Genomic DNA, 26,317 nt, shown 5'->3' with positions numbered 1-26,317 from the left:
ACGCGCTGACCCGACGCACTCGCTGATCAGCGAGTGCGTCGGCGGTGATCAGCACCAGCGGCGCGGTGGGCGCTCCCTGCGGGTGGCCCGTGGCCGCGGCCGGACTGGGCCGTGCCGATGTGCCCCGGCCCAGCCGGGAAGTTCGCTGAGGCAACCAGCGGGAACGTCGGAGTCGGGCTCGGCGAGGGTGTTGGGCTCACCGGAGCGCTGACGCGGAAGCGGGGCATCATCGTCGGCCCGGCCGGCGAGCGGCTCCACCGGGTGCGCCGATGCGCCGCCGACCGCCCGGCGGTGCTTGCCAGCCGCCTGCGGGTCGTGGTGCCCCGGCCGGCAGGGCTCGCCCTGGGCGCAGCCGTGTTCGGCCTCCCCGTGCGCCATTCCCGGTCTCCTCACGCTCGCCTCACCCTCGGATGCTCCCCCCGAGGTGCCCTGTCACCGTACTGGCCGGGACCGACGGGCCGCGCGCAGCGTACCCGGGGTCCGGGAGGGCCGGTCCTCGAAGACGCCGGTGAGCGCGGGGCCTGGTTACGCAGTTCACAGCTTCTTCGCGCACCGTTCACCGGGGGCTCGCCGGCGGGGAGGACCCGGCGTTCAGCGGGTGCGGTGAGCCTCCAGGTCGGCTCGGGTGAGGAGCGCTCGCAGTGTCACGCCGTGATCGGCGAGCGCCTGCGCCCCGCCCTCGGCCCGGTCGATGACGCAGAGGGCGTGCTCCACCCGGGCACCCAGCTCACGGAGTTGGCCGGTGGAGATGACCACCTGGCCGCCGGAGGTCACCACGTCCTCGACGACAAGCACCCGCCGCCCGGCCAGCTCGGCCCCCTCGGCGAGCCGGGCCGTCCCGTACGCCTTGGCGGTCTTGCGGACGAAGGCGCAGGGCAGCCCGGTGTGCCGGCCGAGCGCGGTCACCACCGGGATGCCGCCCATCTCCAACCCGGCCAGCACCTCGGTGTCCGTCGGGACCAGGAGCGCCAACTGGGCGGCCACCCGGTCCAGCAGACGGGGATCGGCCTCGAAGCGATACTTGTCGAAGTACTCGTCGGCGGTCCGACCGGAGCGGAGCACGAACGTGCCGGTCAGCCGGCAGGTGGTGTCGATCTCGCGAGCCAGCGCGGCCAGGGTCTCCACATCGGTCATGATGATCATTATTGCGCTGGCGGCGCGTGATCCGCGTACCCCTTTCGGCGCATGGCGGTGCGGTCGACGTCCTCCCCCGGTCGGAGTTCGACGGGCGACGGTTGTGGTGGGATCGGGGCATGCGTCCGCCACCGTGGCTCGACTCCGGCACCCTCGGCCGTGACCTCGTGCTGGCCGGCGCGTCGCTGGCCGGCGGCCTGGTGCTCTACGCCCTGGGTTGGCAACCGCAGGTCCGTCCGGACGCGGACGCGCCGTCGGCGCTGTTCCTGCCGCCGCTGGTGGCGGTCTGCGTCGCCGTCGGCCTACGGCGGGTGGCACCGCGTGCCAGCCTGGCCGTGGGGACCGGCGCACTGGTGGTGGACACGGCGCTGGGCAGTTCGCTGGGCACTGTCCTGGTCTACACGCAGGTGCTCTACGACGCCTGCGTGTACGGCCCGCCCCGGCTCTGGCGGTGGTTACTGCGGATCACCGTGGCGCTGAGCCTGGTCGGGGTGGTCGTCGGCGTGCTCGGGTACGGCCATTGGCGCGGGGCGGCGTTCGGGGTGCTGGTGGTGCTCGTCGGGCTGCTGCCGGTCCTGACCGGCATCAGTGTGCGGCAGTACCGCGACCAGGCCGCCGCCGAGCGGGCGCGGGCCGAGCAGACCGCCCGGCTTGTCGAGTTGGACCGTCGGCAGGCGGTCAGCGCCGAACGGGCCCGGATGGCCCGGGAGTTGCACGACGTGGTCGCGAACCACCTCAGCGCGGTGGCCATCCACGCCACCGCCGTGCTCTCCGTGCCCGGCTTGGATCGCGCTCAGGTGGAGTCGGCGTTGCGGGTGATCCGGGAGAGCAGCGTGCAGGGGCTGGCGGAGATGCGTCAGATGATCGAGGTGTTGCGCGAGCCCGGGACCACTGGCGAGCCTGGTACGCCGGACGTGCTCACCGCGCGGCTGGCCGAGGCGGACGGACTTGTCGAACGGGCCCGGGCGGCCGGTCTCGCGGTGCGGGTCCGGACCGATGGCACGCCGGGCGCGCTGCCGGTGGGGGTGGACCTCGCCGCGTACCGGATCGTGCAGGAGTCGCTGACGAACGCGCTCAAGCACGGCACGGGCGAGGCGGAGTTGACTATCGCGTACCGGCCGGCCGAGGTGGTGCTGACTGTGGAGAACCCGGTGCGTCGGGGCGGAGCCGGGCTGGCGGGCGCCGGGGCCGGGTTGATCGGCATGCGGGAGCGGGTCACGCTGCTGGCCGGCCGGTTCACCGCCGGGCCGCGCGACGGTCGCTGGCAGGTGCGGGCGGCCCTGCCCACCGGGGAGGGCGGGTGAGCGGGCCGGCGCGGCCACCGGGTGACGCGGGCGCGGCGACGGTACGGGTGGTGCTCGCCGACGACCAGCCGGCGGTTCGGGCCGGGCTGGCGTTGATCCTGAACGGCTCACCGGGTGTCGCGGTGGTCGGCGAGGCGGCCGACGGCGACGCCGCTGTGCGCCTGTGCCGGGAGTTACGCCCCGACGTGGCGGTGCTGGATGTGCGGATGCCGCACCGGGACGGGATTTCCGCGACCCGGGCGATCGTCACCGACGGGCTCGCCGACGTGCTGGTGCTCACCACGTTCGACCTGGACGAGTACGTCTTCGGGGCGTTGCGGGCCGGCGCGGCCGGGTTCCTGCTCAAGGACACCGACGCCGCCGGCCTGGTCAGCGCGGTGCGGACGGTGGCGCGCGGCGACGGGTTCATCGCGCCCACGGTGACCCGGCGGCTGATCACCGCGTTCGCGGCCACCGCGCCGGGCGCGTCGGCGGACGCCCGGGCCGCGCTGGACACCCTCACCCCGCGCGAGCGTGACGTGCTGGCCTGCCTCGGGTTGGGCCTGTCCAACCAGCAGATCGCCGATCGGCTGGTGTTGGCGGAGAGCACCACCAAGACCCATGTGAGCCGGATCCTCGCGAAGCTGGACCTGCGGAGCCGGGTGCAGGCCGCGATCCTGGCCCAGGAGGTGGGCCTGCCCGCTCCCCCGCAGCCGTGAGACGGGCGCCGACCGTGACCGGCGGACCGACGCCGACGTGGTTGGCCTGCTCACGACGTGTCAGGCTAGGGCGGTGAGCACGCCGGGCGGTGGGAAGCTGTCGGCCACGCTGCGCCGGATCGAACGATCGGCGGGGGCGTTGGCCACCTCCAGCGTGGCCCGGATGGACGAGACGCTGCCCTGGTTCCGGGCGCTGCCGGCCGACCAGCGCTCCTGGGTGATGCTTGTCGCCCAGGCGGGCGCGAGGTCGCTTGTGCAGTGGCTGCGGGAGGGCGGCGGCACGGCGGACAGCACCCAGGAGGTCTCGGACGAGGTCTTCGACGCCGCCCCGCAGGCGCTGGCCCGGTCGATCACCCTCCAGCAGACCGTGGCGTTGATCAAGGTGACGATCGACGTGGTCGAGGAGCAGGTGTCACACCTGGCCGCCGAGGGCGAGGAGCAGCAGCTGCGCGAGGCGGTGCTGCGCTTCTCCCGGGAGATCGCGTTCGCCGCCGCCCGGGTGTACGCGCGGGCCGCCGAGTCACGCGGCGCCTGGGACGCCCGGTTGCAGGCGCTGCTCGTCGACGCGCTGTTGCGCGGGGACTCGCCGGACGTCCTGGCCAGTCGGGCCGCCGCGCTCGGCTGGACGGACGCGCCGCCGGTGGCGGTGGCGGTCGGGCGGTCGCCCGGCGGCGAGGTCTCGGCGGTGCTGCACGTGGTCTACCGGCAGGCCCGCCGGATCGGTGTGGAGGTGATCGGCGGTGTGCACGGCGACCGGCTGGTGATCGTGCTGGGCGGCGCACCGGACCCACTGACCGCCACCGCGAAGCTGTTGAGCGCGTTCGGGGACGGCCCGGTGGTGGTCGGTCCGGCCGTACCGAGCCTGGACGAGGCGACCGAGTCGGCGCGGGCCGCGCTGTCCGGCTTCCGGGCCGCACCGGCCTGGCCCAGCGCGCCCCGGCCGGTACCGGCCGCGGACCTGCTGCCGGAGCGGGCCCTCGCCGGCGACGCGGAGGCCCGTCGGCGGTTACGCCACGACGTGTACGCGACACTGGTGCGCGCCGGTGGGGAGCTGCTGGCGACCCTGGACGCCTTCCTGGCCGCCGGTGGCACGTTGGAGAGCGCGGCTCGGGCACTGTTCGTGCACCCGAACACGGTGCGTTACCGGTTGCGCCGAATCGCCGAGGTGACCGGGTTCTCGCCGCTGTCGCCGCGTGATGCGTTCGCCCTTCAGGTCGCGCTGACCGTGGGTCGGTTGGATCCGGTTGCCCCGTTGACCTCGCCGGTCCCGACTCAGACAATCACCCCGGCCGCCCGGAAATCCCCCCAAACAGAGGATGATCCCCGCCGATCTTTGTAGGAAACCTCCAAAGGTCCTAGTGTGGTTTGGTCGAAGGCGGCACCGCGTTACCCGCCCGTATCCGGGAGAGTCATAGGCGTGCTCGCCGTACTTAGTCCCGGCCAGGGTTCTCAGAAACCCGGCTTCCTGACCCCCTGGCTCGACCTGACCGGCACCGAGGCGCGACTGCGCGAATGGTCGGCGTTGGCCGGGGTCGACCTGCTGCACCTGGGCACCGCCGCCGACGCCGACGAGATCAAGGACACCGCCCGCACCCAGCCGCTGCTGGTCGCCGCGGCGTTGCTCGCGGCCGAGCACCTGCCGCTGGACGACGTCGCGCTCACCGCCGGCCACAGCGTCGGTGAGCTGGGCGCCGCCGCCCTGGCCGGTGTGCTGTCGGCCGACGCCGCGATCACCCTGGCCGGCGTACGCGGCCGGGAGATGGCCGCCGCCTGCGCGCTGGAGCCAACCGGCATGGCCGCCGTGCTCGGCGGTGACCCCGACGAGGTGATCGCCGCGATCGAGGCGAACGGGCTCTACCCGGCCAACCGCAACGGCGCCGGGCAGATCGTCGCCGCGGGCGCCCTGGACGGCCTCGACAAGCTCGCCGCCGCGCCGCCCGCCCGGACCCGGATCATCCGCCTCCAGGTGGCCGGCGCGTTCCACACCCCGTACATGGCGCCGGCCGAGACCGCGCTCGCCGCGGAGGCCGCCGGGATCACCCCCGCCGACCCGGCCCGGACCCTGCTGTCGAACCTCGACGGCACAGCTGTCGACAACGGCGCGGCCATGGTGCAGCGCCTCGTCCGCCAGGTCACCGCGCCGGTGCGCTGGGACCTGTGCATGCGCACGCTGGCCGACCTCGGGGTCACCGGCGTGATCGAGCTGCCCCCGGCCGGCACCCTCGCCGGCCTGGTCAAGCGGGAGCTCAAGGGCGACGGCGCCCCGGAGATCGTCACCCTCAACACCCCGGACGACCTGCCGGCCGCACGGGACCTGATCGCCCGTATCGGAGGTCGTTCATGACTGGCAGTCGCATCGTCTCGATGGGGCACTACCAGCCCTCCCGGGTGGTGACCAACGACGACATCGCCCAGCTCGTCGACACCAACGACGAGTGGATTCGCGACCGGGTCGGCATCGTCAGCCGGCGGATCGCCGACACCGAGACCGTCGCCGACATGGCCGCCGCGGCCGCCGACAAGGCGCTTGCCAACTCGGGCCTGACCGCCGCCGACATCGACCTGGTCGTGGTCGCCACCTGCTCCTCCATCGACCGCAGCCCCAACGTGGCCTGCCGGGTCGCCGCCAAGCTGGGCATCACCGCGCCTGGCGCGTTCGACCTCAACACCGCCTGCTCGGGCTTCGCGTACGCGTTGGGCACCGTGGACCACGCCATCCGGGCCGGGGCGTCGCGCAACGCGATAGTCATCGGCGCGGAGAAGCTGTCCGACTTCACCGACTGGACCGACCGCTCCACCTGCATCATCTTCGCCGACGGGGCCGGCGCCGCGGTGGTGTCCGCCACCGCCGACGACGAGCCGGCCGGCATCGGCCCGGTCGTCTGGGGTTCGGTACCGGACAAGAGCGACGCGGTCCGCATCGAGGGCTGGCGCCCGTACATCCAGCAGGAGGGGCAGGCGGTGTTCCGCTGGGCCACCACCGCGCTGGCGCCGCTCGCGTTGCAGGCCTGCGAGCGGGCCGGGGTCGACCCGTCGGAGCTGGCCGCGTTCGTGCCGCACCAGGCCAACGCCCGGATCATCGACGGCATCGCCAAGCGGCTCAACATCCCCAACGCGATCATCGCGAAGGACATCGTCGAGTCCGGCAACACCTCGGCGGCGAGCGTGCCGCTGGCCCTGTCCAAGCTGGTCGAGCGCCGGGAGGTGCCCTCGGGCGCGCCGGTGCTGCTGTTCGGCTTCGGCGGTGGCCTGACCTACGCCGGTCAGGTCGTCCGCTGCCCCTGATGACCCCCTCGGGCGCGTACGCGTCGAGGAGTGGCGGTCGGCGACGCCGACCGCCGGACAACCCCGATGAAAGGAACCAACCGCAATGACCCGTGACGAGATCACCACCGGCCTCGCCGAGATCCTCGAAGAGGTTGCCGGGGTGAACCCGGACGACGTGGCCGAGGGGAAGTCCTTCACCGACGACCTCGATGTCGACTCGCTCTCCATGGTGGAGGTCGTGGTCGCGGCCGAGGAGAAGTTCGGCGTCAAGATCCCGGACAACGAGGTGCAGAACCTCAAGACCGTCGGCGACGCTGTCAGCTACATCGCGGCGCAGTCCTGATCATGACTCGTCCTGACGTCGTCGTCACCGGGCTCGGCGCGACGACCCCGCTTGGCGGGGACGTCGCGTCGACCTGGGACGCAATGCTCGCCGGCCGCTCCGGGGTGAGTGCCCTCACCCAGGAGTGGGCCGAGCAACTTCCGGTCCGGATCGCCGCCCAGTTGGCCGTGGAGCCGTCCGAGGTGCTGGACCGGGTCCGCCTGCGCCGCCTGGACCGTTCCGAGGCGATCGCGATCATCGCGGCGCAGCAGGCCTGGGCGGACGCCGGCCTCGCCGGTTCCGACCTCGACGGGGAGCGGTTGGCCGTCAGCGTCGGCTCCGGCATCGGCGGTGCCACCACCCTGCTCGCCCAGGACGACATCCTGGAGGCGTCCGGGCCACGGCGGGTCTCCCCGCACACCATCCCGATGCTGATGCCGAACGGTCCGGCCGCCTGGGTCGGGCTGGAGCTGGGCGCCAAGGCCGGCGTGCACTCGGTGGCCAGCGCCTGCGCCACCGGCGCCGAGGCGATCGCCCTCGGGCTGGACATCATCCGCTCCGGCCGGGCCGACGTGGTGGTGGCCGGCGGCACCGAGGCGGTCATCCACCCGCTGCCGATCGCCGGTTTCAGCTCGATGCGGGCCATGTCGACACGTAACGACGACCCGGAGCGGGCCTCCCGCCCGTGGGACCGGGGCCGGGACGGCTTCGTCCTGGGCGAGGGCGCCGGCATCCTGGTGCTGGAGCGGGCCGAGCACGCCGCGGCCCGGGGCGCCCGGGTGTACGCGCGTCTCGCCGGCGCCGGCATCACCTCCGACGCGTACGACATCGTGCAGCCGCACGCCGAGGGCGAGGGCGCCATCCGGGCCATCGCCAAGGCGATCGCGGACGCGGACATCGCCAAGCGCGACATCGTGCACGTCAACGCGCACGCCACCTCGACCCCGGTGGGGGACATGCTGGAGATCGGCGGGCTGCACAAGGCGCTCGGCGACCACCCGGTGCTGTCCGCGACGAAGTCGATGACCGGTCACCTGCTCGGTGCGGCCGGCGCGCTGGAGTCGATCGCCACCATCCTGGCGATCCGCGACAGTGTCGTCCCTCCGACGATCAACCTCGACGACCCGGAGCCAGGCCTCACCCTGGACGTCGCCGCGCACAAGGCCCGCCACATGGACATCCCGGCCGCGTTGAACAACGCGTTCGGCTTCGGCGGCCACAACGTGGCTCTCGTCTTCGCCCGCCCCTGAGACCCTGCGCAAGGGCCCCTCCTCGTCGAGGAGGGGCCCTTGCGTCGTTCAGCCTCGGTTGCGGGGGTGCTGCTTCGCGGTGCGCTCGTTGCCGTGGCGGTAGTTGCCGGTCCAGCGGGCCATCACCAGTTGTGGGTCGTCGTCGACCTCGGCGAGGAACTCCGCGGCCCGAGCGCCACGCAGTGTGCCGGCGACCCGCCCGTGGTGGGTGATCACCACCGTGCCGTCCGCCCGTTGCACGTGTCGGAATCCTTCTGCCGCTCCCATGGGGGGAGGCTGCCAGACCGTCCGGGGGCGGGGCGACCCGATTTCCGTCGCGCCTGCGAACGGTCCCGATTGACGTTCGGACACCACACGGCTTGGATGGGCGGACTGAAGATCGACTGACGGAGATCACCACCATGGACACTCGTACCCGCGTTGCCGTGTCGGCGGCGCTCGCCCTCGGCCTGCTGGCCGGCTGCGGCGACGACGCCGACGCTCCCGCCGGGCCGGCGGCCGTCAGCCCTGCCCCACAGGCCACCGGCGAGCCCTGGTACGACGAGGTGACCCCGGCGTCGTCCGGCGGCACGACCGGCGGCTCGGGTTCCCCCTGCCCGGTGCCGGTGTCGTTTCCGCTGGCCGACGGGTGGACGGCGAAGGCGGTCGAACCGCCCAAGGGGGAACTGGCCGAACTCGTCGGCGAGGCGCTCACCAAGCGCGGTGGCACCACCATGCGCTGCGAGGTGGACGGCCGGTCGGCGGGCGGCGGGTTCCTGCGGATCTGGGCGGCCGACCCGCCGACGGTCCCGCGGCGCGCCACGCTGGAGAGTTTCGCCGCCGGGGCCGGCGAGACGGTCGCCGGCCCGCAGTTCCGCGACCTGCGGGCCGGCGGCTTCGACGCCACCGAGATGACCTGGCTCGCCACCAACCCGCTGGCCGAGGAGGAGTCGCGGAACTGGGCGCTGGCCGTCCAGTCGGCGGGGCAGACGCTGGTCTTCGCGGTCAACGAGGGGCTGATCACCGAACGGACCGACGTGCTGCCCGCCTACCGGCTCGCGGTGCGCGGGCTCGCGAAGGGCGAGTGAGGTCGCCCTTCGCGGTGGGCGCTGATCCGGCCGCGCGGGCAGCTCAGGTGCGACAGGTCGTCGCGGGCAGCTCAGGTGCGACAGGTCGTCGCGGGCAGCCCGGTGACGGCCACCGGAGACCGGCCGCCCGGCCGGGCCTTGCCGGCGAGCACGGCGGCCAGGGCGGTCATCGACGCCCGGCTGGAGGAGTACGTCGCCAGCAGCGTCGGTGACTTGGCGTCGGCCAGCACGTACGGGGTGTCCATGGCGACCGTGACCGCCGCGTCGGGGCTCAGGTCCTTGGCGCCGTCGCCGTAGCCCACCAGGTGCACGATCGTGCCGCCGCTGGGCTTGACCTGCACCCCGGCGGCGGTCAACGCGGCGGTGAGCGCGGCCCGGGTGCCATCCCGACCACCGGACGAGGTGACGGTGACCGGCCCGCTCACCGCCTTGCCGCAGGCGCCCCGCAACACGGTGACGGCGGCGGCGGCCAGCGCGTCGGCCGCCGCCCGGTGCGCCGGGGTGTTGAGCGTGGACATCTGCGCCGCCGGCAGGTCCGCGAGGCGGAACTTCATGGTCAGCACCCGGGTGACCGCCTCGACCAGCCGGGTCCGGGGCAGCGATCCGCCGCGCAGCGCGGCGAGCAGACCGTCGTACGCCTGACCGACGTTCGGGGTCATCAGGATGAGGTCGTTACCGGCGTTGAGCGCCCGGACCGCTGCCTCGCCGGGAGCCCAGCGCTTCGCGGGCGGCATGTTCATGCCGTCGGTGATCACCACGCCCTTGAAGCCGAGTTGGCCGCGCAGCACGTCGGTGAGCAGCTTGTGCGAGAACGTCGCAGGGGTCCCCGGGTCGATCGCGCGCGCGTCCAGGTGGCCGGACATCACGGCCATCGCGCCCGCGTCCATACCGGCGGTGAACGGCGGCCACGCGCCGCTCTGCAACGCCGCGGCGGACTGGGTGAGCACCGGAAGATCCTGGTGCGAGTCGTCGGCGCTGTGGCCGTGCCCGGGGAAGTGCTTCAGGGTGGCCGCGACCCCGACCGCCTGGAGGCCACGGACCGCGCCGCCCACCTGGGCGGCGGCCTGCTTCGGGTCGGCGCCGAACGACCGGGAGCCGATCACGGTGCTGCGGGTGGCCAGCACGTCGGCCACCGGGGCGAAGTCGATGTTGATGCCCATCGCGGCCAACTCGGTGCCGGCGGCCCGCCAGGCGGCCTCGGTGAGCTTCGGGTCACCGGCCGCGCCGGACGCGAGGGCGCTGGGCAGCACGGTGACCCCGTCGGTCACCCGGGTGACGACGCCGTACTCCTGGTCGGTGCCGATCAGCAGCGGCGCGGGGCCGGCGGCGAGCCGACCGGCGGCGCCACGCAGCCCGGTGGTGAGCTCGTGCACCTGCTTGGGGTTGTCGACGTTCGTGGTCTCCTGGTTGCCCTTGGTCGGGTCGTCGGCGCTGAAGCCGACCAGGATCAGGCCACCCAGCCGGTACTTGGCGATCATGTCGGCGGGGGTGTCGACCCCGGCGAGGGCCTGGTTACCGGCCGCCGAGCCGGCGGAGACCTTGGTCGCCGAGTCGCCGTAGGCGTACGGCATCAGCACCTGGCCGACCAGGTCTTCGTCGGACAGCGTCGCCACCAGCGCGGCGGCGCGGGCGGCGGGATCGCTGGCCGGCGGCGCGGCCGGGGCGCTCGGGCCGGCGGACGAGGCGGCCGGGCTGGGCGTCTGGGCGGGTCGGGGAGACCCGCCCGAGCAGCCGGAGACGAGCAGGGCGGTCAGGGCGGCGACAGCGACACGGGCGCGCCACGGGCGATTCGACACGCCGCCTATCCCACCAGTTCCCCCTTATCGGGGCAACTTGACCTTACCGCCCGCACGCCGCACCGACGGCGCGCGCGTGCACGTCGCCGCCTCGCGGACCGTCGGGTCAGCCGACCCGAGTGAGCAAGGTCACCGGGGCACCGTCACCGGCATACCGGTAGGGCTCCAGGTCAGCGTCCCACGCCGTGCCGAGCGCCTTGTCGAGGGCGTGCGCCAGCGCCTCCGGGGCCCGGGAGGCCGCCATCAGCGCACGAAGTCGGTCCTCGCCGAGCTGGATGTCGCCGGCCACGCCGACCGTCGCCCGGAACAGGCCACGGGCCGGCACGTACATGAAGCGCTCACCGTCGGCATTGGGACTCGGTTCCTCGGTGACCTCGAAACGGATCATGGGCCACTGCCGTAGGGCAACAGCCAGCTCGGCGCCCGTCCCCGGACGACCGGTCCACCCGCACTCGGCCCGGCGTGCGCCGGGGTCGACGGGCTGAGCCGTCCACTGCAGGTTGACCGGCGCGGCTAGGACGCGCGCGATCGCCCACTCGACGTGCGAGCACACGGCGAGCGGGGTCGAGTGGACGTATACGACGCCACGCGTTGGCACGGTGACCTCCCGGGAGAGCGAGGTGCGTCTTCCCCTACGACCTCGTCCACCCAGGTGGCTGCTGCAACACATGATGACTCCTGTGACGCGTGGTGCGCCAGGGAATCGGAAAAAACGCCGGGTGGAATAGCCGGACGGGTGGCCGCCGTTGCCTCTCAGGACACCGCGACGACCAGCATGATGTCGTGGTCCTGTACAGTTCCACCGGCGGCTTATGCCGCGTTACACCTTCGCGGGCCGAGTCACGTACGACCCGCACACAGCCCCCGGACGTCCAGTCCTCCCGTACGTCTTGCAAGGAGTACCTCCGTGGCGAGCAACACCTCTAAGACCGCGCGCGCGTCCGTCCGGGCCGGCCAGGCTGGCCAGGGTGGCGCCCTCAGCGTGCTGGGCGAGTTCAAGTACCTCATCCCGCTCAACGGCGGCAAGCACGCCTACGTGCGGAACCTGACCAACGGCAAGACCGCGCACCTGCGCACGGACTCCGACGCCTTCGTCGAGGAGATCCGCGTTCTGGCCGCCGCCGGCCACGCCGCCAAGATCCGGGCGGAGATCAACAACCTGGCTGCCACCCACCCGGGTGACGGCTGGGAGGCCACCGAGAAGCGCCTGGTCGCGGCCGGCGTCTTCGAGGGCTGAGCCCTCCCCCACCGCACCAACCGAAACCGCCCGCCGGGAACTCCCGACGGGCGGTTTCGTCCGTCCAGGGCCAGGTCAGCCGGGGTCGAGCAGGGCGACCTCGCCGGTGGCCAGGTCGTAGAGGCCGCCCACCACGGCCACCCGACCGGCGGCCACCGGCCCGGCCAGCAGGTCGTCCTCGCGCAGGATGCGCACCGTGCGCCGCACGTGTCGGCGGATCGCCAGCGGCTGCACCGCCGGGTCGTCGATCCCCGCCTCGATGACCGCCGGGGCGATCTCGTCCACCAGGTGCGCCAGAGACCCCCCGGGACGCTGCCCGGTGCGCAGCGCCTCCACCGTCGCCTGCACCGCGCCGCACCGCTCGTGGCCGAGGACCATCACCAGCGGTACGCCGAGCTGGCCGACCACGTACTCGATCGAGCCACAGACCGCGCGATCGAGCACGTGCCCCCCGGTACGGATCACGCAGATCGCGCCGAAGGTCTGGTCGAAGATCGCCTCCAACGGCACCCGGGAGTCGATGCAGCCCAGCACCACTGCGTACGGCTGCTGGTCGCCGGAGGCCGCCGCGGCGGCGGCCGTGACGTCGTGCCCGTGCACCGGTTGACCGCTGACGAACCGCCGGTTACCGGCGAGCAGATCGGCCAGCGCGGCGCGCGGCGTACCGCCGGCCTGCCGCCCCGGCCCCGACGTCGCGCCCATGGGCGCCCCCGACGACCCCATGCCGTTCAGCTTGGCCCGCCGCCGTCCGGCACGGGCGAGGTCGGGAATGTTCGTGACGGCGCGATTGGCCGGGTGCCAGGGCGGGTAGCCGGTGTTACCGCCGGGTATCGGAGGTGCTGGTGGTACTGGGTGGCCCTGGGGAGGTGGCGATGCCGGAGCGGTTCGAGGTCGGCCTGCCGGACGGCGTACGGCTCAACGTCGAGGCGACGGGTCCGACGGACGCCCAGGTCACCGCAGTCCTGCTGCACGGATGGACGCTGGACGGGCGCGCCTGGCACCGGCAGGTCGACGCGCTCACCGCGGCGCCGTTCGGTGCTGCGGTGCGGGTGGTCGCGTACGACGCGCGGGGGCATGGCCGGTCCAGCTGCATGGCGCTGCCCACGGCGACCCTGGCCCAGTTGGGTGACGACCTGGCCGCGGTCATCGACGCCGTGGCGCCGACCGGCCCGGTGGTGCTGGTCGGGCACTCGATGGGCGGCATGACGATCATGGAGTACGCCCACCGCCACCCCGCGCACTTCGCCGCCCGTACCGCCGGTCTGGTCTTCGTCTCGACCACCGCCGAGGGGCACACGCACACCGTCTACGGGCTCTCGCCACGGATCGCCAGGTTGATCCGGTTGGCCGAGACGACAGGCGCCGGCGTGCTGGCCCGCTGTGGCTCGTGGCGCGCGCCCCGGGCACTGCTGAACGCGTTGCAACCGAGCATCCGGTGGATGCTCTTCGGCGACCGCTGCGAGCCTGCCGACATCCGCCTGGTGACGTCGGCGGTGGCTCGTGCCTCGCTGCGCTCGATAGGCGGGTTCCGCGCCTCCATCGGCACCCAGCACCGACTGGACACCCTCGCCGCGTTGGCCCACCTGCCAGCCGCCGCCCTGGTCGGCGACCGGGACCGGCTGACCCCACCGCCGTGCGCGGAGTCGATCGCGGCGGCTCTGCCGGCCACCGAGCTGACCGTCTGCCCAGGCGCCGGGCACATGCTGATGATGGAACGCCCGGACGAGGTCAACTCGGCGCTCACCGGCGTGCTGCGACGGGTGCTCACCGAAGCGCCGCACGCGATCACCGCCGAAACGGGTGCGTGAGCGCGTTCGCGCACCTCGGGCGCGGCCGGTCGGGCCCAGGGCCGTACTCTTCTCGGTTGGCCCGCGCGGTTTTCGCCGCCTGCCGGCGACCTTTGAAGGAGCGTGCGTTGACCGACCAGACCGGCCTGGAGCAGGAGATCGCCGTCGAGCAACGACACCTCGACCGGGTGTACGCCCGACTGGCCGAGCTGCGGCAGTCGGCCGTCCGCGCCGAGCGTGACGGCTACCGGATGGCCCGGGTGGGCACGCACGGCGCCCTGGTCGAGCGCGACGCGATGGTCTTCCACGCGGCGCAGCGGCGACACACCCTGGACGCCGAGCACGAGGGGCTGGTCTTCGGCCGGCTGGACCTGCGCGACCGTCAGGTGCTGCACGTCGGGCGACTGGGGATCCGCGACGAGAACGCCGTCACCCTGGTCGTCGACTGGCGCGCCCCGGCCGCCGCCGCCTTCTACCAGGCCACCCCGGCGCAGCCCCTGGACGTGGTGCGGCGCCGCACGATCCAGTCCCGCGCCGAACGGGTCACCCGGATCGAGGACGACCTGCTGGACCCGACCGCCGCCCCGGAGGGGATGACTGTCGTCGGTGACGGCGCGTTGCTGGCCACCCTGTCCAAGGCCACCGGCCGGGGCATGCGCGACATCGTGGCGACCATCCAGCGGGAGCAGGACGAGGCGATCCGCTCGCCCGGCTCCGGGGTGACGATCGTCGCGGGCGGGCCCGGCACCGGCAAGACCGCTGTCGCCCTGCACCGGGCCGCGTTCCTGCTGTATTCCGACCGCAGTCGCTACGCCGGCGGCGGCATCCTGGTGGTCGGCCCGTCGTCGGTCTTCGTCGAGTACATCGGCTCCGTGCTGCCGTCGCTCGGTGAGGACACCGCGACCCTGCACTCGCTGGGCACCCTCTTCCCGGGGATGACCGCGACCCGCCCCGACCCGCCCGAGGTGGCGGCGGTGAAGGGCTCGCTGCGGATGCGCCGGGTGCTGGAGCGGGCGGCCCGCGACGCGGTGCCGGGTGGCCCGGCTGAGCTACGGCTGCTCTACCGGGGCACGCTGCTGCGACTGGACCGGGCCGCGCTGGACCGGATCCAGGACCGCGCGCTGCAACGCGGCGCACGCCGCAACGAGGTGCGCCGGGCCGGTTTCGACGGGGTGTTCGCCGCGCTCTGGGCGCAGGCCCGTGAGTTGAGCAGCGGTCGACTGCCGGAGCAGCCCGCCTTCGAGGCGGAGATCGCCGAGCGGTCGGAGTTCCGGGAGTTCCTCAAGGCGTGGTGGCCTCGGCTGCACCCCCGGCACGTGCTCGGCTGGCTGGCGCAGCCGGATCGGCTGCGCCGCTACGCCGGGGGAATCCTCTCCTCGGCGGAGATCCGGCTGCTCGACGCCGCGTACCGGAACCTGGACTCGGCCGGGCTGACCATCGCCGACGTGGCGCTGTTGGACGAGTTGGACGCGCTGCTCGGCAAGCCCGCGCAGCCGGCTCGCGCGCGACGCGATCCGTTCCAGCTCGCCGGGGGCGTCCGCGAGTTGAGCACCCTCGGTGAACGGCAGCGGGCCGCCCGCGCGGCGGCCCGGGAGCGCCCGGAGGACTACCGGGAGTACGCGCACGTGGTGGTGGACGAGGCGCAGGACGTTTCGCCGATGCAGTGGCGGATGATCGGTCGACGTGGCCGACTGGCCTCCTGGACCGTGGTGGGCGACCCTGCGCAGACCGCGTGGACCGGCGACCCGGAGGAGCTGACCCGAGCCCGCGACCAGGCGCTGGGCCGGCGTAAGCGGCACGATTTCACGCTCACCACGAACTACCGCAACTCGGCGGAGATCTTCGCGGTGGCGGCGGCGGAGATCCGCCGGCTCTACCCCGACCTTCCGCTGCCGACCGCCGTCCGCTCCACCGGGGTCGAACCGGTCGAGCTGGTGGTGCCCGCCACGGGCCTGGAGACCGCGACCGTGGAGGCCGCCACCGGCCTGCTGGCCGAGGTGGAGGGCACGGTCGGGGTGATCACGCCGGTCCCCCGCCGCGACGAGGTCGCCGGCTGGCTCGGCGCGCTCGGCGCGCCGAGGTTGCAGGTGGTGACCAGCCTGGAGGCCAAGGGCATGGAGTACGACGGGGTGGTGCTGGTCGCCCCGAGCGAGATCCGGGCGGATCCGGGTGCCGGGGTACGCACCCTGTACGTGGCGCTCTCCCGGGCCACCCAGCGGCTCACCACCATCGACCCGACCGGCTGAACTGCGCGGACTGCCGTCGGTGGGAGACGCCGCACGTACACTTGCACACATAGCGATGTGAGCATACATTTGACCGGGTCCCGGCCAGCGGCGGAAGGTGGTTCTCGTGGGCGCAGGTCATGACCACCACCACGGGTCCGTCGCCAATGCCGCGCACCAGCACCGGGGTCGACTCTGGGCGGCATTCGGGCTGCTCGCCACCCTGATGGTGGTCGAGGCGGTGGTCGCCCTGCACACCGGCTCACTCGCCCTGCTCTCCGACGCCGGGCACATGTTCACCGACGTGCTCGGCATCGGGATGGCACTCGCCGCGATCACGGCGACCCGGCGGGCCACCGGCGACCCGCAGCGCACCTTCGGGCTCTACCGACTCGAGGTGCTCGCCGCACTCGCCAACGCCGTCCTGCTCTCCGGCGTCGCGATCTACGTGGTGATCGAGGCGATCCGCCGTTTCGGCGATCCACACCAGGTCATCGCCGGCCCGATGCTCGCGGTCGCCGTGCTCGGCCTGCTCGCGAACATCGCCGCCTTCGCCCTGCTGCGCGCCGGGGCCCGAGAGAGCATCAACCTCCAGGGCGCCTACCTGGAGGTGCTCGGCGACCTGCTCGGCTCGGTCGGCGTCATCGGCGCGGCGCTGCTCATCACCGTCACCGACTGGTGGTGGGCCGACCCCCTGGTCGCGGTCGCCATCGGCGTGTTCATCCTGCCGCGCACCTGGCGGCTGGCCCGCGCCGCCATCCGCATCCTGGTGCAGGCCGCCCCGGAGCACCTCCAGGTGACAGCCGTGCACGACCGGCTGGCCGCGGTCCCCGGTGTCGTCGAGGTGCACGACCTGCACGTCTGGACGCTCACCTCCGGCATGGAGGTGGCCTCCGCACACCTGACCATGGCAGCTGGCGCGGAGGTCGGCGCGGTGCTCACCGCGGCGCGTACGGCCCTGCACGACGACTTCCGCATCGAGCACGCGACCTTGCAGATCGAGCCCGGCGCCGCCTCCGGAGCGTGTGGATCCATCGAGTGGTGACGGGGCTTTCGGCGCATTACCCCGCTTTGCCGTACTTCTTGGTGCTGACGCACGCACCGTCCGTCACATTGGCTGCAGCGGCCCCATCGGCACCGGTAGGCTCAGTCCCGGCCTCCACCAGGCGGCGCCTCCCGGCGCCGGTGGTGGTCGCCGCCTAATCGCCCAGCCGGGCGAACCGGGGAACCATGTTTCTGGGGTGCATCCGCGTCAGCGGTAGGGATCTTCCGTCCCGAACCCGTCAGCTAACCCGGTCGGCGGCTGACGGAAGGACATGCGCAGTGGCACCAGCACGACCACCCGCCGCCCGACTGGCGGCCCTGATCGTCGCGATGTTCGCCCTCGGCGTCGCGCTTCCGGCCGGCACCGCCTCGGCCGCTCCCCCGACCGGCCAGCGAGCCGCCGCACCCGACTCCGACGAGGAGGGCGGCACCCCGGCGTTGCGCGCCCAACTCGAGGCGGCCAGCAAGGGCTACCTGGACGCGAAGCGCGCCCTGGACACCTCCGTGCAACGGCAACAGCAGCTCGCCACCCAGCTGAAGACCATCGAGGTCGAGATCGACCAGCGCAGCGGCAAGGTCGGCGAGATCGCCGGAGTGGCGTACCGCACCGGCCGGCTCGGCGCGATGTCGGCGCTGCTCAACAGCAACACCCCGGAAGGCTTCATGGACCGGGCCGCCGCGCTGGACGCGGTCGCCGCCAACGAGGACAGGGTGCTGCGCGACCTGCTGAAGAGCAAGGACCAGTCCAACCGCACCCGGGGCGCCCTGGACGGCGAGATCACCGAACAACGCAAGCAGGTCGCGGTGATGGCCAAGCGCAAGGAACAGGCCGAACGGGCCCTGACCGTGGCCACCACACCCAAGCCGCAGACCACCGCGGACACCGACTCCAACCGGGGCACCTCCACCGCCAACGCGAAGGCCGCGCCGCGCAACTCCGACGGCTCCTGGCCCTCCGAGTCCTGCAGCGTCAACGACCCCACGCCGGCAAGCGGCTGCATCACCCCGCGCACCCTGCACGCGCTCAACCAGGCCAAGGCCGCGGGCTTCACCCGGTACGTCTCGTGCCACCGCCCCAGCGGCTCCGGCGAACACCCGAAGGGCCGAGCCTGCGACTTCGCGGCACAGAAGGGCGGCTTCGGCGGAGCAGCCACCGGCGGCGACAAGACGTACGGCAACAACCTGGCCGCGTACTTCATCCGCAACGCGGACCGGCTCGCCGTGCTCTACGTGATCTGGTACAGGCAGATCTGGCTGCCCAGCAGCGGGTGGAAGTCGTACAGCGGGGCGCACGGCACCCCGTCGACCGACCACACCAACCACGTACACCTGTCGGTCTACTGACCCACGCTTTCGTGCTGCCGGTGCGTCATCGTCGATGGCTCACCGGCAGCGCGTGCGTCTGGGCCGGCACTACGTCGCCGGGCGTACCCGTGATGTCGTCGCTCGTCGGACGACCCGGCCGGGGCCGGCGGGCAGCATCGCGGTATGCCTCGGATCCGACCCACCACCCGCAAGGCGCTGCTCACCCTGCACCTCGTCACCGCGCTCGGCTGGCTGGGCGCCGACCTGGTGCTGCTCACCCTCGGCATCGCCGTGCAGCGGGGCACCGACCCGGGAGTGGCCTATCCGGTCATGGCCCTGGTCGGCACGGTGCTGTTCGCGCCGCTGAGCGTCCTGGTCTGGCTGATCGGAGTCGCCAGCTCGCTGCTCACCCCGTGGGGCCTGCTGCGCCACCGTTGGGTGCTGGTCAAGCTCGTGCTCACCACGGTGATGGTCGGGCTGGTGCTGTTTCTGCTCCTGCCGAACCTGCGCCACGCCGGAGCGGTCGGCGCCGCCCTACCCACCCGGGATCGCGCCGACCTGGTCATCGCGCCGGCGGTGTCGACCACCCTGATGATCATCGCGACGGTGCTGTCCACCTACAAGCCGTGGGGCCGCCGCCGCCCCACCCCCACCCGAGATCGCGTCGCAACCACAACCTAGCGCCCGCGATCTTGCACTTGCCGTCCCGGCAGATGGGGCATCCTCGCTGACGTCGACAACTGAAACCGCGAGATCGGCGGGCCGGGTCGGGGCGAATCAGACCGGGGGTGGCGGATTGTTGGTGCGGTCCAGGGCGGCGCCCAGGCGGGTGGCCAGGGCCAGGTGAGCGGCTTGGGCCTGGCGGAACGCGTAGCGGAACAGCGGCTTCGGCGCGGTCAGGGTGATCTCGACGTCGATGCGGACCAGGCCGTCCGGCTCGGCGCGCAGTCGGGTGTGGTTGCGCACCGTGGTGGCGGGCCACTGGCGAGCCACCATGACGATCTCGTCGGCCTCGCTGATCAGCACATCCGCGTGGTACGTCGTCCGGAAGCGCAGCGGGCCGGCCGCCAACCGGTCGTTGATCGTGTAGCTGGCCTGGGCTCCGGGTCGGGGTGGCACCCGGCGGACCCGGACGATCAGCGGGTGCAGCTCACCCTGCCGGGTCAGGTCGCTGAGCAGCGCCGCCGCCTCGGCGGGCGAGCATCGGGCCTGAACGGTGTAACTGAAGGTATCGCTGCTGAGCACACCGTCTCCCGCCGTCGTTGGTCGCCCGATCGTCCCGTACCGATGTCTGGCTGGCAACGCCCGACGACCCGCAGCGCCGCGCCGGACCGGGCCGATGGTGCGACCTGCCGCCACCTGCCCCATTAAGGTCGGTTGGTGCAAATCTTCCGAAGATGCCGGAGGCGGCCAGCATGAACGGCGACGACCGATGAGCGGGCACGTGATGGTCTTCGCGCCCACTCCACAACTGACGGTGACCCTGGACCAGCCCAACGATCACCCCGAGCTGCACCTGCACCCCGGCGGGCAGGGTGTCTGGCAGGCCCGGATGGTGATCTCCCTGGGTGTCGACGTGGTGCTCTGCGCCGCCCTCGGTGGCGAGATCGGCCAGGTGCTGGAGCCGCTGCTGGTCAGCGAGGGCGTGGACCTCAAGGTGGTGGTCCGCGACTCCGGTAGCGGCGGGTACGTGCACGACCGCCGGGAGGGCTCCCGGCAGGAGATCGCCGACGTGCCCGGGCAGCCGCTGAGCCGGCACGAGATCGACGAGCTGTACAACCTCGCCCTCGGCGAGGGCCTGCGGGCCTCGGTGAGCATCCTCAGTGGGCCGAACGAACCCTGGCTCGTACCCGCCGACCTGTACCGACGCTTCGCCGCCGATCTCGGCGCGAACGGTGGCCGGGTGGTGGTCGACCTCTCCGGCGATCACCTCGGTTCGGTGCTGGAGAGCGGGGTGTTCTTCCTCAAGGTGAGTCACGAGGAGTTGATCCGCGACGGCCGCGCCCGCAGCGACGACACCGTGGAGCTGACCCGGGCCATGTACGAGCTGCACGCGGGCGGCGCCGAGACGGTGGTGGTGAGCCGGGCCGACCAGCCGGCGTTGGCGCTCATCGACGGGGAGCTGTTCCAGGTCGAGATGCCCCGACTGGAGGCCGCCGACCCGCGCGGCGCGGGCGACTCGATGACCGCCGGGGTGGCGGCCGTCGTGGCCAGGGGCGGGGACATCCGGACCGCCATCCGCACCGGCGCCGCCGCCGGCGCGCTGAACGTGACCCGGCACGGCCTGGGCACCGGGCGACTCGATTCGATCACCGGTCTGGTGGACCGGGTCCGGCTGGTGCCGGCGGACAGCCGGCAACAGGAACGGACCACCCCGGACGAGTTGGCCGGCCGGGTGGTCGAGCGATGACCCTGCGAGTGCTGATCACCAACGACGACGGGATCGCGGCGCCGGGCATCCAGGCACTGGCCTGGGCGGCCAGGCAGCGGGGCCTGGACGTGGTGGTCGCCGCACCGATGGAGGAGGCGAGCGGCACCAGCGCCGCGATGAGCGCCCTGGAGCGCGACGGGCGAGTCGTCGTGAACGACCATCCGCTGCCGGACCTGGCGGGTGTGCCGGCGTACGGGGTCGGTGGGTCCCCCGGCTTCATCACGCTGATCGCCCTGCACGGGGCGTTCGGTCCACCGCCGTCGGTGGTGCTCTCCGGTGTCAACCGGGGTGCCAACGCCGGCCGGGCGGTGCTGCACTCCGGAACGGTGGGCGCCGCGTTCACCGCCGCCACGAACGGCTGCCGGGCGATGGCGGTGTCCCTGGACGTGCTCTCGGCCGGCGAGGCGACGGCCGCGAGCGGTGGCGCCGCGGTGGACGCCGCCGCCCGGGTACGCGACGCCGACCGGCACTGGAGCACCGCCGCCCGGGTCGCCCTGGACCTGCTCCCCCGGCTGACCTCCGCGCCGATGGAGAGCGTGCTCAACGTCAACTCCCCGGACCTGCCGCACGGGCAGCTGCGCGGGGTACGGCGAGGCACCCTGGCCAGCTTCGGCCAGGTACAGATGACGGTGGCCGAATCCGGCCACGGCTTCGTCCGTACGTCGCTGGAGGAGCCGGGGCAGGCCGCACAGCCCGGCACGGACGTGGCGTTGCTGGCCGCCGGGTACGCGTCGGTGACGGCCATCCGAGCGGTCACCGAGGCGACCGACATCGACCTGACCGGCCTGGACGAGCAGCCCTGACGGGGTGCCCAGCGCGCTCAGGCGCCGGGCAGCACCTCGGGGGTGGCGGCGCCGGCGAAGTAGGGCTCCGGGGCGCCGAAGAGGCCGAGCAGACCGGTCACCCAGAGCTGCCGGTGCACGAACCGGCTCGGCTCGGTGACCACCAGCTTGACGTCGCTGACCTCGGCCGTCTGGAAGCCGGCAACCATGGCGCTGATGCCGACCGAGTCGATGAAGGTGACCAACCTCATGTTGAGTTCGATGCGCAGCGGGCGGCCCTTGGCCAGCACCTCCGCGATCGCTTCGCGCACCTCGTACGCTGTGTCGACGTCGATCTCGCCCCGAGGGGCGATCTCCACGACACCACCGGACAGAACCGACTTCACGATCGACAGGCTCACGCGAGCACCTCCACCCGCCCGTCCCCCGGGCGCCTCATCAGTACGCGGGCCGCGACCGAGAGTATTCCTCCGACGGCCTCGGTCGCCACCCCTCGGGATGAGCAATTCGCGGATCCGGACCCACAAAGCGGCCCATATCCGCACTTTTCAGTATCTGATTACTCAAGACTTTTTGTCATTTGAGCAGCGGCGATCGGTAGTGACCGACGCGCCGCCGAACCAGGGTAGCGGTCCGGACCCGCCCGGCCCGACAACCGGCCCCCGACGTACGCCTGCCCCGTGTGCCGTCGGCGTGTCGCCCACAGCCGGCCGACGCGATCCGCGCCCACGGTTGCCGACGCGCCCTAGCATCGGCCGGGACACCCGCCGTGACGGAGAGGATCTTCGATGATCAAGCGACTTGCCGGGTTGGCCGGCGTCGGCGTTCTGCTCGCCCTTGTGTTGGCCTGCGGTTTCGGTGGCGGAGACGACGATGACGACGATGACGACGACTTCGCGCGGGGCGTCGCCGTGTCGGCGGTGCGTTGAGTCGGTGACGCGCCGGGTCATGGCACGCCGAGCCACCGCCGCTCCGAACTACCGGTGCTCCGCGGAGGGCGGGGTTTGCGTCCGGCCGACGCGGGGCACTGCGGGGTAGGCGACACCGTGACGCGCTGGAAAGACGCCGAAGTCCGAAGTGGCCGGCGGCTTCGGCACCTGAGGAGGTAACCACGATGTTCGGAACCAACCTGCTGGACCGCCGCAGCAAGCCGGAGCGGATCGCGGACCAAGCCTGGGAGCACCTGCTCTCGGCCGTCAGCTACGCCGGAGACAGTGTGCGGGACACCGCCCGCTCGGCCCGCCAGAACAGCACCGAGCTCGCCGACGGGGCGGGTGACCTGGTGGGCTCCGCCGCCGAGGAGGCGCGACGCCGCGCCTCGCTGGCCTTCGACGCGCTCGCCGGCCGCCGGCCGGCACTGCCCTGGACGCTCCTGATCGGCGCCGCGCTCGTCGGCGCGGCGGTCGGCTGGGCCGTCGGCTCCGCCGCGCGGGCTGCCGGCAGCCGGGACGACCGTACCGCCGACGACGTGGAGTTCGTCGACGTCGACCGCCCCAGCTCCCCCGCCGTCTGAACGTCAGCACCACCGCGGGCCCCGCTCGACCCAGGTCGAGCGGGGCCCGCGTGGTGGTGGGGTGGGATGGCCCGGTCCGCCGGGTGCCGGACCCCTCAGGCGGCCCGGCGGACCGGAGTCTGGTGGTGATCCGGGGTCCCGGCCCGGATCACCTGCTCAGCGACTCGTGCAGGTGATGGTGGCCGGGGACGTGTTGCGGCCGGTCCACGAGCCGAGGAAACCGGCGGTGGTGCTGGCCCCGGCGGCGAGCGCGCCGTTCCAGCCGCTGTCCCGGACCGACACGGCGGCCCCGGTCTGGGTGTGGGTGCCTCCCCAGAGCTGGTTGACCCGCTGGCCGTCGGTGAAGGTCCATTCCAGCGTCCAGCCGGCGATGGGGGCGCTGCCGGCGTTGGTGACCACCAGATCGGCCTGGAAACCACCTGACCAGGAACCGGTCACCCGGTAGGTCGCCGCACAACCGGCGGTCGGCGGTGGGGTGGTGGGCGGTGGCGTCGTCGGCGGTGGCGTCGTCGGCGGTGGCGTTGTCGGGGGTGGCGTCGTCGGGGGCTCGCCGGTTGTGGGTTCGGCGACCAGGATGCCGCGACCGTTGGTGCCGAGGTAGACCCGGCCGTAGACACGCGGATCGCCGGTCAGCGCCTCGGTCGGGTTGCCGTACTGGTGGCGGTCGTCGTTCACGCGTACCCAGGTCGCGCCGGCGTCGTCGGAGCGGTGCACGCCTGGTTGACCGTCCACCGTGCCGTAGAGGAACACGGCGGGACTGGTCCGCCCGGGTGCCGCCTTGCCGAAACCGACGTTGCCGGAGGCACTGACGCCGGTCAGCCTGCTGAAGCTGGTGCCAGCGTCGGTGGAGCGCCACAGCCCGCCGGGCCCGGCCAGCCACAACTCGCCGGCCCGGCCGGGTAGGGCCTTGAACCGCACGTCGGTGGTGGGCAGCCCGGCCGCCGTGGTCGGGGTGAAGCTGGCCCCGCCGTCGGTGCTCAGGTAGAAGCGCCCACCGCTGAAGCCGTAGAACCGGCTGGGGTCGACCCGGTCGGACTCGATGGTCGCGTTCGCCGGGATGCCGGTGGACGCCGCCCAGGAGTTGCCGAAGCCGACCGAGTGGACGACGCGTTGGCCCGCGTCACCTGGCGCCCACACGAACCGGCTGCCGTCGGCGGCGGCGGCCACCGTGCCGCCCTGGTTGACCCCGGACGGTTCGGTGCCCTGGAACCAGGTGGCGCCGCCGTCGGTGGAGAAGGCGACGTGACTGTCGTTGGGCCGGTCGGCATCGGTGAAGTTGCCGGCGCGTACCAGCACCGCGGGCTTGCTCTCCGCGTAGTCCAGGCTGGTGGTGCTGGTGAAGACCGGCTGGGTGAACAGCATCGACGGGATCGTGTCGAGGTCGGTGTGCCGGAAGCCGCCGACGTCGCCGAGCGCGCTGATCAGGGGTGCGCCGCTGGGCGGGCTGATCAGGTCGAGGACGGCGGTCTCCTCCAGCCCTCGGACCATCGGCCGGAGGGTGAGCTGACCGCCGGTGTCCCATTTGGTCAGGTCGGTGGTGCCGTAGATGGTGGCGCCGGTGCCGTACATCATCCGGTTGGAGTCGTGTGGGTCGATCTCCACCGACTCGTTCATCCAGCCGAGCTTGGGCGAGGCCTCCGGAGGCGCCGGGTTGACGCCGAAGGTCAGCCAGGGCACCGAGCTGATGTCCAAGGTGTAGCGGCGGGACCGCTCGGGATAGCTGGTGAAGTCCCAGATCCGGGTCCAGGTCGCCCCGCCGTCGGTGCTGCGGAAGAAGATGGCGTCCGGCCACCAGGAGACCTGGGTGGCCACCATCAGCGTGTTCGGGTGAAGCCGATCGATGGTCAGGCCGCTGTAGCCGAAGTAGGCGTCGGCGCTGGTGGAGGGCACCGGGCTGATCCGCGTCCAGGCCCCGGTCGACCGGGTGAACTTCCAGACGTCACCCTTGCCGCCGTCGTACGGGCCGCCGGTGTCGCTGGTGGCGATGTAGAGGTGACCGCCGACCGGGTCGACGACGCCCTTGTGGGCCAGGTAGCCGGTGGGCTGACCGGGGATGCGCGCCCAGGTGACGCCGCCGTCGGTGCTGCGGTAGACCGGGTTCGCCTTGTCCGCCACGCCCACGTAGATGGTTTGCGTGGTGGAGCCGGCGGTGCCTGTGCTCTTGTCGAAACTGACCCAGGTGAGGCCCTGGTTCTGCCCGTTGTAGCCGTTCGGGTCGCTGGGGTCCGCGCGGTAGTTGCCGACGTTGGGGAAGGCGGCGACGCGGGCCCAGGTCACGCCGTGGTCGGTGCTGCGCCACAGCCCGTTGCCGCCCTCGGCGCCGTAGTACACGATGCTGTTCCGGTTGGGGTCGACGGCGAGCCGCTCCCCCATTCCCCGGCCCGGCATGTTGCCGCCGTTCTTGAACGGCAGCTCGGTGGCCTGCCAGGTGGCGCCCTTGTCGGCCGAGCGCAGGATCGCGCCGTTGTTCGGGTCCCAGCCATTGGTGTACATGCCGACCGCGGCGTACACCCGGTCGGTCTGCACCGGGTCGGTGGCGATGCTGACCACGCCGTTGTAGCCCCACCGGTCGGCGCCGACCCAGTCGAGCAGCGGCGTCCAGGACTGGCTGGTCTGTTCCCAGCGGTACGCCCCACCGATGTCGGTGCGCGCGTAGATGAGGTTCTTCTCGGTGGGGTTGAAGATGATGCCGGGCACGAAGCCGCCGCCGCCCACCGGGACGTTTCGCCAGGTGTATGCCTCCGCTGCGGCCGGGGTGGGGGCCGACCCAGCGGCGGTGAACGGGACCACCACGACGGCTGTGGCGGCGGCCAACACGGACACGACCGTGGCGGCGAGACTTCTCCGCATCTGCGGTTCCTCTCGGGATGGAACCCCGGGGGACGGGGTCGATCGCCTGGGTGCCGCCGTGGCCCGGGGGACGAGCACGACGACGGGGACGGGCGGAGCTGCCCTGGCTCCACCACCCGACGCGACGGCTCCCGCGATCGAGGAACGCGATTACCGTAACCGAAAGCCGCTCGCTTTGGAAGCGCTCCCATCATCGATGTTCGTCCGTACCTTCCGCCAGTGCCACCCAGGTCCGGCCCCGCCGTCACCCGGTCCGGGCGAGGGCGGCTCACCCGGAGCGACGGCAGGATCGCAGCACGGCGGAC

The 26,317-nt window shown here is 72.8% G+C and carries 26 protein-coding genes, 1 pseudogene and 1 riboswitch; of the genes and pseudogenes, 18 read left to right on the top strand and 9 right to left on the bottom strand.

Annotation, left to right across the window (positions count from 1 at the left end; all coding sequences use genetic code 11):
- Window positions 1-48: 48 nt before the first annotated feature.
- Both ACLQ3B_RS01265 and pyrE read right to left on the bottom strand, forming a co-directional pair.
- The gene (locus ACLQ3B_RS01265; protein WP_425776585.1) at window positions 49-378 is read right to left on the bottom strand and encodes a hypothetical protein; all 330 of its coding nucleotides are present in this window, start codon (window positions 376-378) and stop codon (window positions 49-51) included.
- Between the two features lie 213 nt (window positions 379-591).
- Window positions 592-1,134, bottom strand: a complete 543-nt coding sequence (gene pyrE, locus ACLQ3B_RS01260; RefSeq protein ID WP_425776583.1) for an orotate phosphoribosyltransferase — start codon at window positions 1,132-1,134, stop codon at window positions 592-594.
- Between the two features lie 119 nt (window positions 1,135-1,253).
- Here pyrE and ACLQ3B_RS01255 point away from each other — a divergent pair, with 119 nt between their 5' ends.
- From ACLQ3B_RS01255 to fabF, 7 genes and pseudogenes are all read left to right on the top strand, one after another.
- Window positions 1,254-2,438, top strand: a complete 1,185-nt coding sequence (locus ACLQ3B_RS01255) for a sensor histidine kinase (protein ID WP_425776581.1) — start codon at window positions 1,254-1,256, stop codon at window positions 2,436-2,438.
- Window positions 2,435-3,136, top strand: a complete 702-nt coding sequence (locus ACLQ3B_RS01250) for a response regulator (protein ID WP_425776579.1) — start codon at window positions 2,435-2,437, stop codon at window positions 3,134-3,136. The genes ACLQ3B_RS01255 and ACLQ3B_RS01250 overlap by 4 nt, the downstream gene beginning before the upstream one ends.
- A gap of 37 nt (window positions 3,137-3,173) precedes the next feature.
- The gene (locus ACLQ3B_RS01245; protein ID WP_425776577.1) at window positions 3,174-4,475 is read left to right on the top strand and encodes a PucR family transcriptional regulator; all 1,302 of its coding nucleotides are present in this window, start codon (window positions 3,174-3,176) and stop codon (window positions 4,473-4,475) included.
- Window positions 4,476-4,553: 78 nt separating this feature from the next.
- A pseudogene (locus ACLQ3B_RS01240) lies at window positions 4,554-5,471 on the top strand (ACP S-malonyltransferase); the annotation flags it as partial.
- A 5-nt stretch (window positions 5,472-5,476) separates the two neighbouring features.
- Entirely contained in the window at window positions 5,477-6,421 is a 945-nt protein-coding gene (locus tag ACLQ3B_RS01235) for a beta-ketoacyl-ACP synthase III (protein WP_425776576.1), read from the top strand.
- A gap of 85 nt (window positions 6,422-6,506) precedes the next feature.
- Window positions 6,507-6,746: an acyl carrier protein gene (locus tag ACLQ3B_RS01230; RefSeq protein ID WP_030330276.1), complete on the top strand. Its 240-nt coding sequence runs from the start codon at window positions 6,507-6,509 to the stop codon at window positions 6,744-6,746.
- A gap of 2 nt (window positions 6,747-6,748) precedes the next feature.
- Complete coding sequence (gene fabF / locus ACLQ3B_RS01225; RefSeq protein WP_425776574.1) at window positions 6,749-7,975, top strand: beta-ketoacyl-ACP synthase II; 1,227 nt, start codon at window positions 6,749-6,751, stop codon at window positions 7,973-7,975.
- Window positions 7,976-8,023: 48 nt separating this feature from the next.
- Here the strand turns inward: fabF and ACLQ3B_RS01220 are convergent, their stop codons facing one another.
- Window positions 8,024-8,242 (bottom strand): hypothetical protein, encoded by a 219-nt coding sequence (locus tag ACLQ3B_RS01220; protein WP_030488757.1) that lies wholly within the window; start codon window positions 8,240-8,242, stop codon window positions 8,024-8,026.
- Between the two features lie 134 nt (window positions 8,243-8,376).
- On the opposite strand from ACLQ3B_RS01220, the gene ACLQ3B_RS01215 reads away from it, so the two are divergent.
- The gene (locus ACLQ3B_RS01215) at window positions 8,377-9,042 is read left to right on the top strand and encodes a lipoprotein (protein WP_425776572.1); all 666 of its coding nucleotides are present in this window, start codon (window positions 8,377-8,379) and stop codon (window positions 9,040-9,042) included.
- A 71-nt stretch (window positions 9,043-9,113) separates the two neighbouring features.
- Here ACLQ3B_RS01215 and ACLQ3B_RS01210 read toward each other — a convergent pair whose 3' ends face one another.
- Together ACLQ3B_RS01210 and ACLQ3B_RS01205 are read right to left on the bottom strand one after the other, a co-directional pair.
- Window positions 9,114-10,847, bottom strand: a complete 1,734-nt coding sequence (locus ACLQ3B_RS01210) for a glycoside hydrolase family 3 protein (protein WP_425777993.1) — start codon at window positions 10,845-10,847, stop codon at window positions 9,114-9,116.
- A gap of 97 nt (window positions 10,848-10,944) precedes the next feature.
- On the bottom strand, window positions 10,945-11,436 hold the full coding sequence (locus ACLQ3B_RS01205; RefSeq protein WP_124820305.1) for a DUF3145 domain-containing protein: 492 nt from the start codon (window positions 11,434-11,436) through the stop codon (window positions 10,945-10,947).
- Window positions 11,437-11,745: 309 nt separating this feature from the next.
- On the opposite strand from ACLQ3B_RS01205, the gene ACLQ3B_RS01200 reads away from it, so the two are divergent.
- The gene (locus ACLQ3B_RS01200; RefSeq protein WP_030330285.1) at window positions 11,746-12,075 is read left to right on the top strand and encodes a hypothetical protein; all 330 of its coding nucleotides are present in this window, start codon (window positions 11,746-11,748) and stop codon (window positions 12,073-12,075) included.
- Window positions 12,076-12,150: 75 nt separating this feature from the next.
- Here ACLQ3B_RS01200 and ACLQ3B_RS01195 read toward each other — a convergent pair whose 3' ends face one another.
- On the bottom strand, window positions 12,151-12,777 hold the full coding sequence (locus tag ACLQ3B_RS01195) for a carbonic anhydrase (RefSeq protein ID WP_425776570.1): 627 nt from the start codon (window positions 12,775-12,777) through the stop codon (window positions 12,151-12,153).
- 170 nt (window positions 12,778-12,947) lie between these two features.
- Between ACLQ3B_RS01195 and ACLQ3B_RS01190 the strand changes: the two genes are divergently transcribed.
- From ACLQ3B_RS01190 to ACLQ3B_RS01170, 5 genes are all read left to right on the top strand, one after another.
- Window positions 12,948-13,883 (top strand): alpha/beta fold hydrolase, encoded by a 936-nt coding sequence (locus tag ACLQ3B_RS01190; RefSeq protein WP_425776568.1) that lies wholly within the window; start codon window positions 12,948-12,950, stop codon window positions 13,881-13,883.
- 107 nt (window positions 13,884-13,990) lie between these two features.
- Window positions 13,991-16,108: a HelD family protein gene (locus ACLQ3B_RS01185; RefSeq protein WP_425776566.1), complete on the top strand. Its 2,118-nt coding sequence runs from the start codon at window positions 13,991-13,993 to the stop codon at window positions 16,106-16,108.
- 106 nt (window positions 16,109-16,214) lie between these two features.
- On the top strand, window positions 16,215-17,132 hold the full coding sequence (locus ACLQ3B_RS01180; RefSeq protein WP_425776564.1) for a cation diffusion facilitator family transporter: 918 nt from the start codon (window positions 16,215-16,217) through the stop codon (window positions 17,130-17,132).
- Between the two features lie 141 nt (window positions 17,133-17,273).
- Window positions 17,274-17,405: riboswitch (cyclic di-AMP (ydaO/yuaA leader) on the top strand.
- 5 nt (window positions 17,406-17,410) lie between these two features.
- The gene (locus ACLQ3B_RS01175; RefSeq protein WP_425776562.1) at window positions 17,411-18,475 is read left to right on the top strand and encodes a coiled-coil domain-containing protein; all 1,065 of its coding nucleotides are present in this window, start codon (window positions 17,411-17,413) and stop codon (window positions 18,473-18,475) included.
- Between the two features lie 144 nt (window positions 18,476-18,619).
- Window positions 18,620-19,117 carry a hypothetical protein gene (locus ACLQ3B_RS01170; RefSeq protein WP_425776560.1) on the top strand — a complete coding sequence of 166 codons (498 nt, stop codon included), beginning with the start codon at window positions 18,620-18,622 and terminating at the stop codon, window positions 19,115-19,117.
- Window positions 19,118-19,213: 96 nt separating this feature from the next.
- Here ACLQ3B_RS01170 and ACLQ3B_RS01165 read toward each other — a convergent pair whose 3' ends face one another.
- A complete protein-coding gene (locus ACLQ3B_RS01165) occupies window positions 19,214-19,681 on the bottom strand; it encodes an SRPBCC family protein (RefSeq protein ID WP_425776558.1) in 468 nt (155 codons plus the stop codon).
- 187 nt (window positions 19,682-19,868) lie between these two features.
- Here ACLQ3B_RS01165 and ACLQ3B_RS01160 point away from each other — a divergent pair, with 187 nt between their 5' ends.
- Together ACLQ3B_RS01160 and surE are read left to right on the top strand one after the other, a co-directional pair.
- A complete protein-coding gene (locus ACLQ3B_RS01160; protein ID WP_425776556.1) occupies window positions 19,869-20,846 on the top strand; it encodes a PfkB family carbohydrate kinase in 978 nt (325 codons plus the stop codon).
- A complete protein-coding gene (gene surE, locus ACLQ3B_RS01155; protein ID WP_425776554.1) occupies window positions 20,843-21,670 on the top strand; it encodes a 5'/3'-nucleotidase SurE in 828 nt (275 codons plus the stop codon). The genes ACLQ3B_RS01160 and surE overlap by 4 nt, the downstream gene beginning before the upstream one ends.
- 17 nt (window positions 21,671-21,687) lie before the next feature.
- Here surE and ACLQ3B_RS01150 read toward each other — a convergent pair whose 3' ends face one another.
- Entirely contained in the window at window positions 21,688-22,050 is a 363-nt protein-coding gene (locus ACLQ3B_RS01150; protein ID WP_030330302.1) for an STAS domain-containing protein, read from the bottom strand.
- A 387-nt stretch (window positions 22,051-22,437) separates the two neighbouring features.
- Between ACLQ3B_RS01150 and ACLQ3B_RS01145 the strand changes: the two genes are divergently transcribed.
- Window positions 22,438-22,578: a hypothetical protein gene (locus tag ACLQ3B_RS01145; protein ID WP_238670080.1), complete on the top strand. Its 141-nt coding sequence runs from the start codon at window positions 22,438-22,440 to the stop codon at window positions 22,576-22,578.
- 185 nt (window positions 22,579-22,763) lie between these two features.
- Complete coding sequence (locus ACLQ3B_RS01140) at window positions 22,764-23,162, top strand: hypothetical protein (RefSeq protein ID WP_425776552.1); 399 nt, start codon at window positions 22,764-22,766, stop codon at window positions 23,160-23,162.
- Window positions 23,163-23,318: 156 nt separating this feature from the next.
- On the opposite strand, the gene ACLQ3B_RS01135 is transcribed toward ACLQ3B_RS01140, so the two are convergent.
- Window positions 23,319-26,012, bottom strand: coding sequence for a cellulose binding domain-containing protein (locus tag ACLQ3B_RS01135; RefSeq protein WP_425776550.1), 2,694 nt, complete (start codon window positions 26,010-26,012; stop codon window positions 23,319-23,321).
- Window positions 26,013-26,317: the final 305 nt, after the last annotated feature.

This window comes from Micromonospora sp. DT53 (assembly GCF_049841535.1).
GTDB lineage: Bacteria > Actinomycetota > Actinomycetes > Mycobacteriales > Micromonosporaceae > Micromonospora.
The sequence above is the reverse complement of the archived record's forward strand: the minus strand, read 5'-3'. Positions and strand labels throughout refer to the sequence as shown.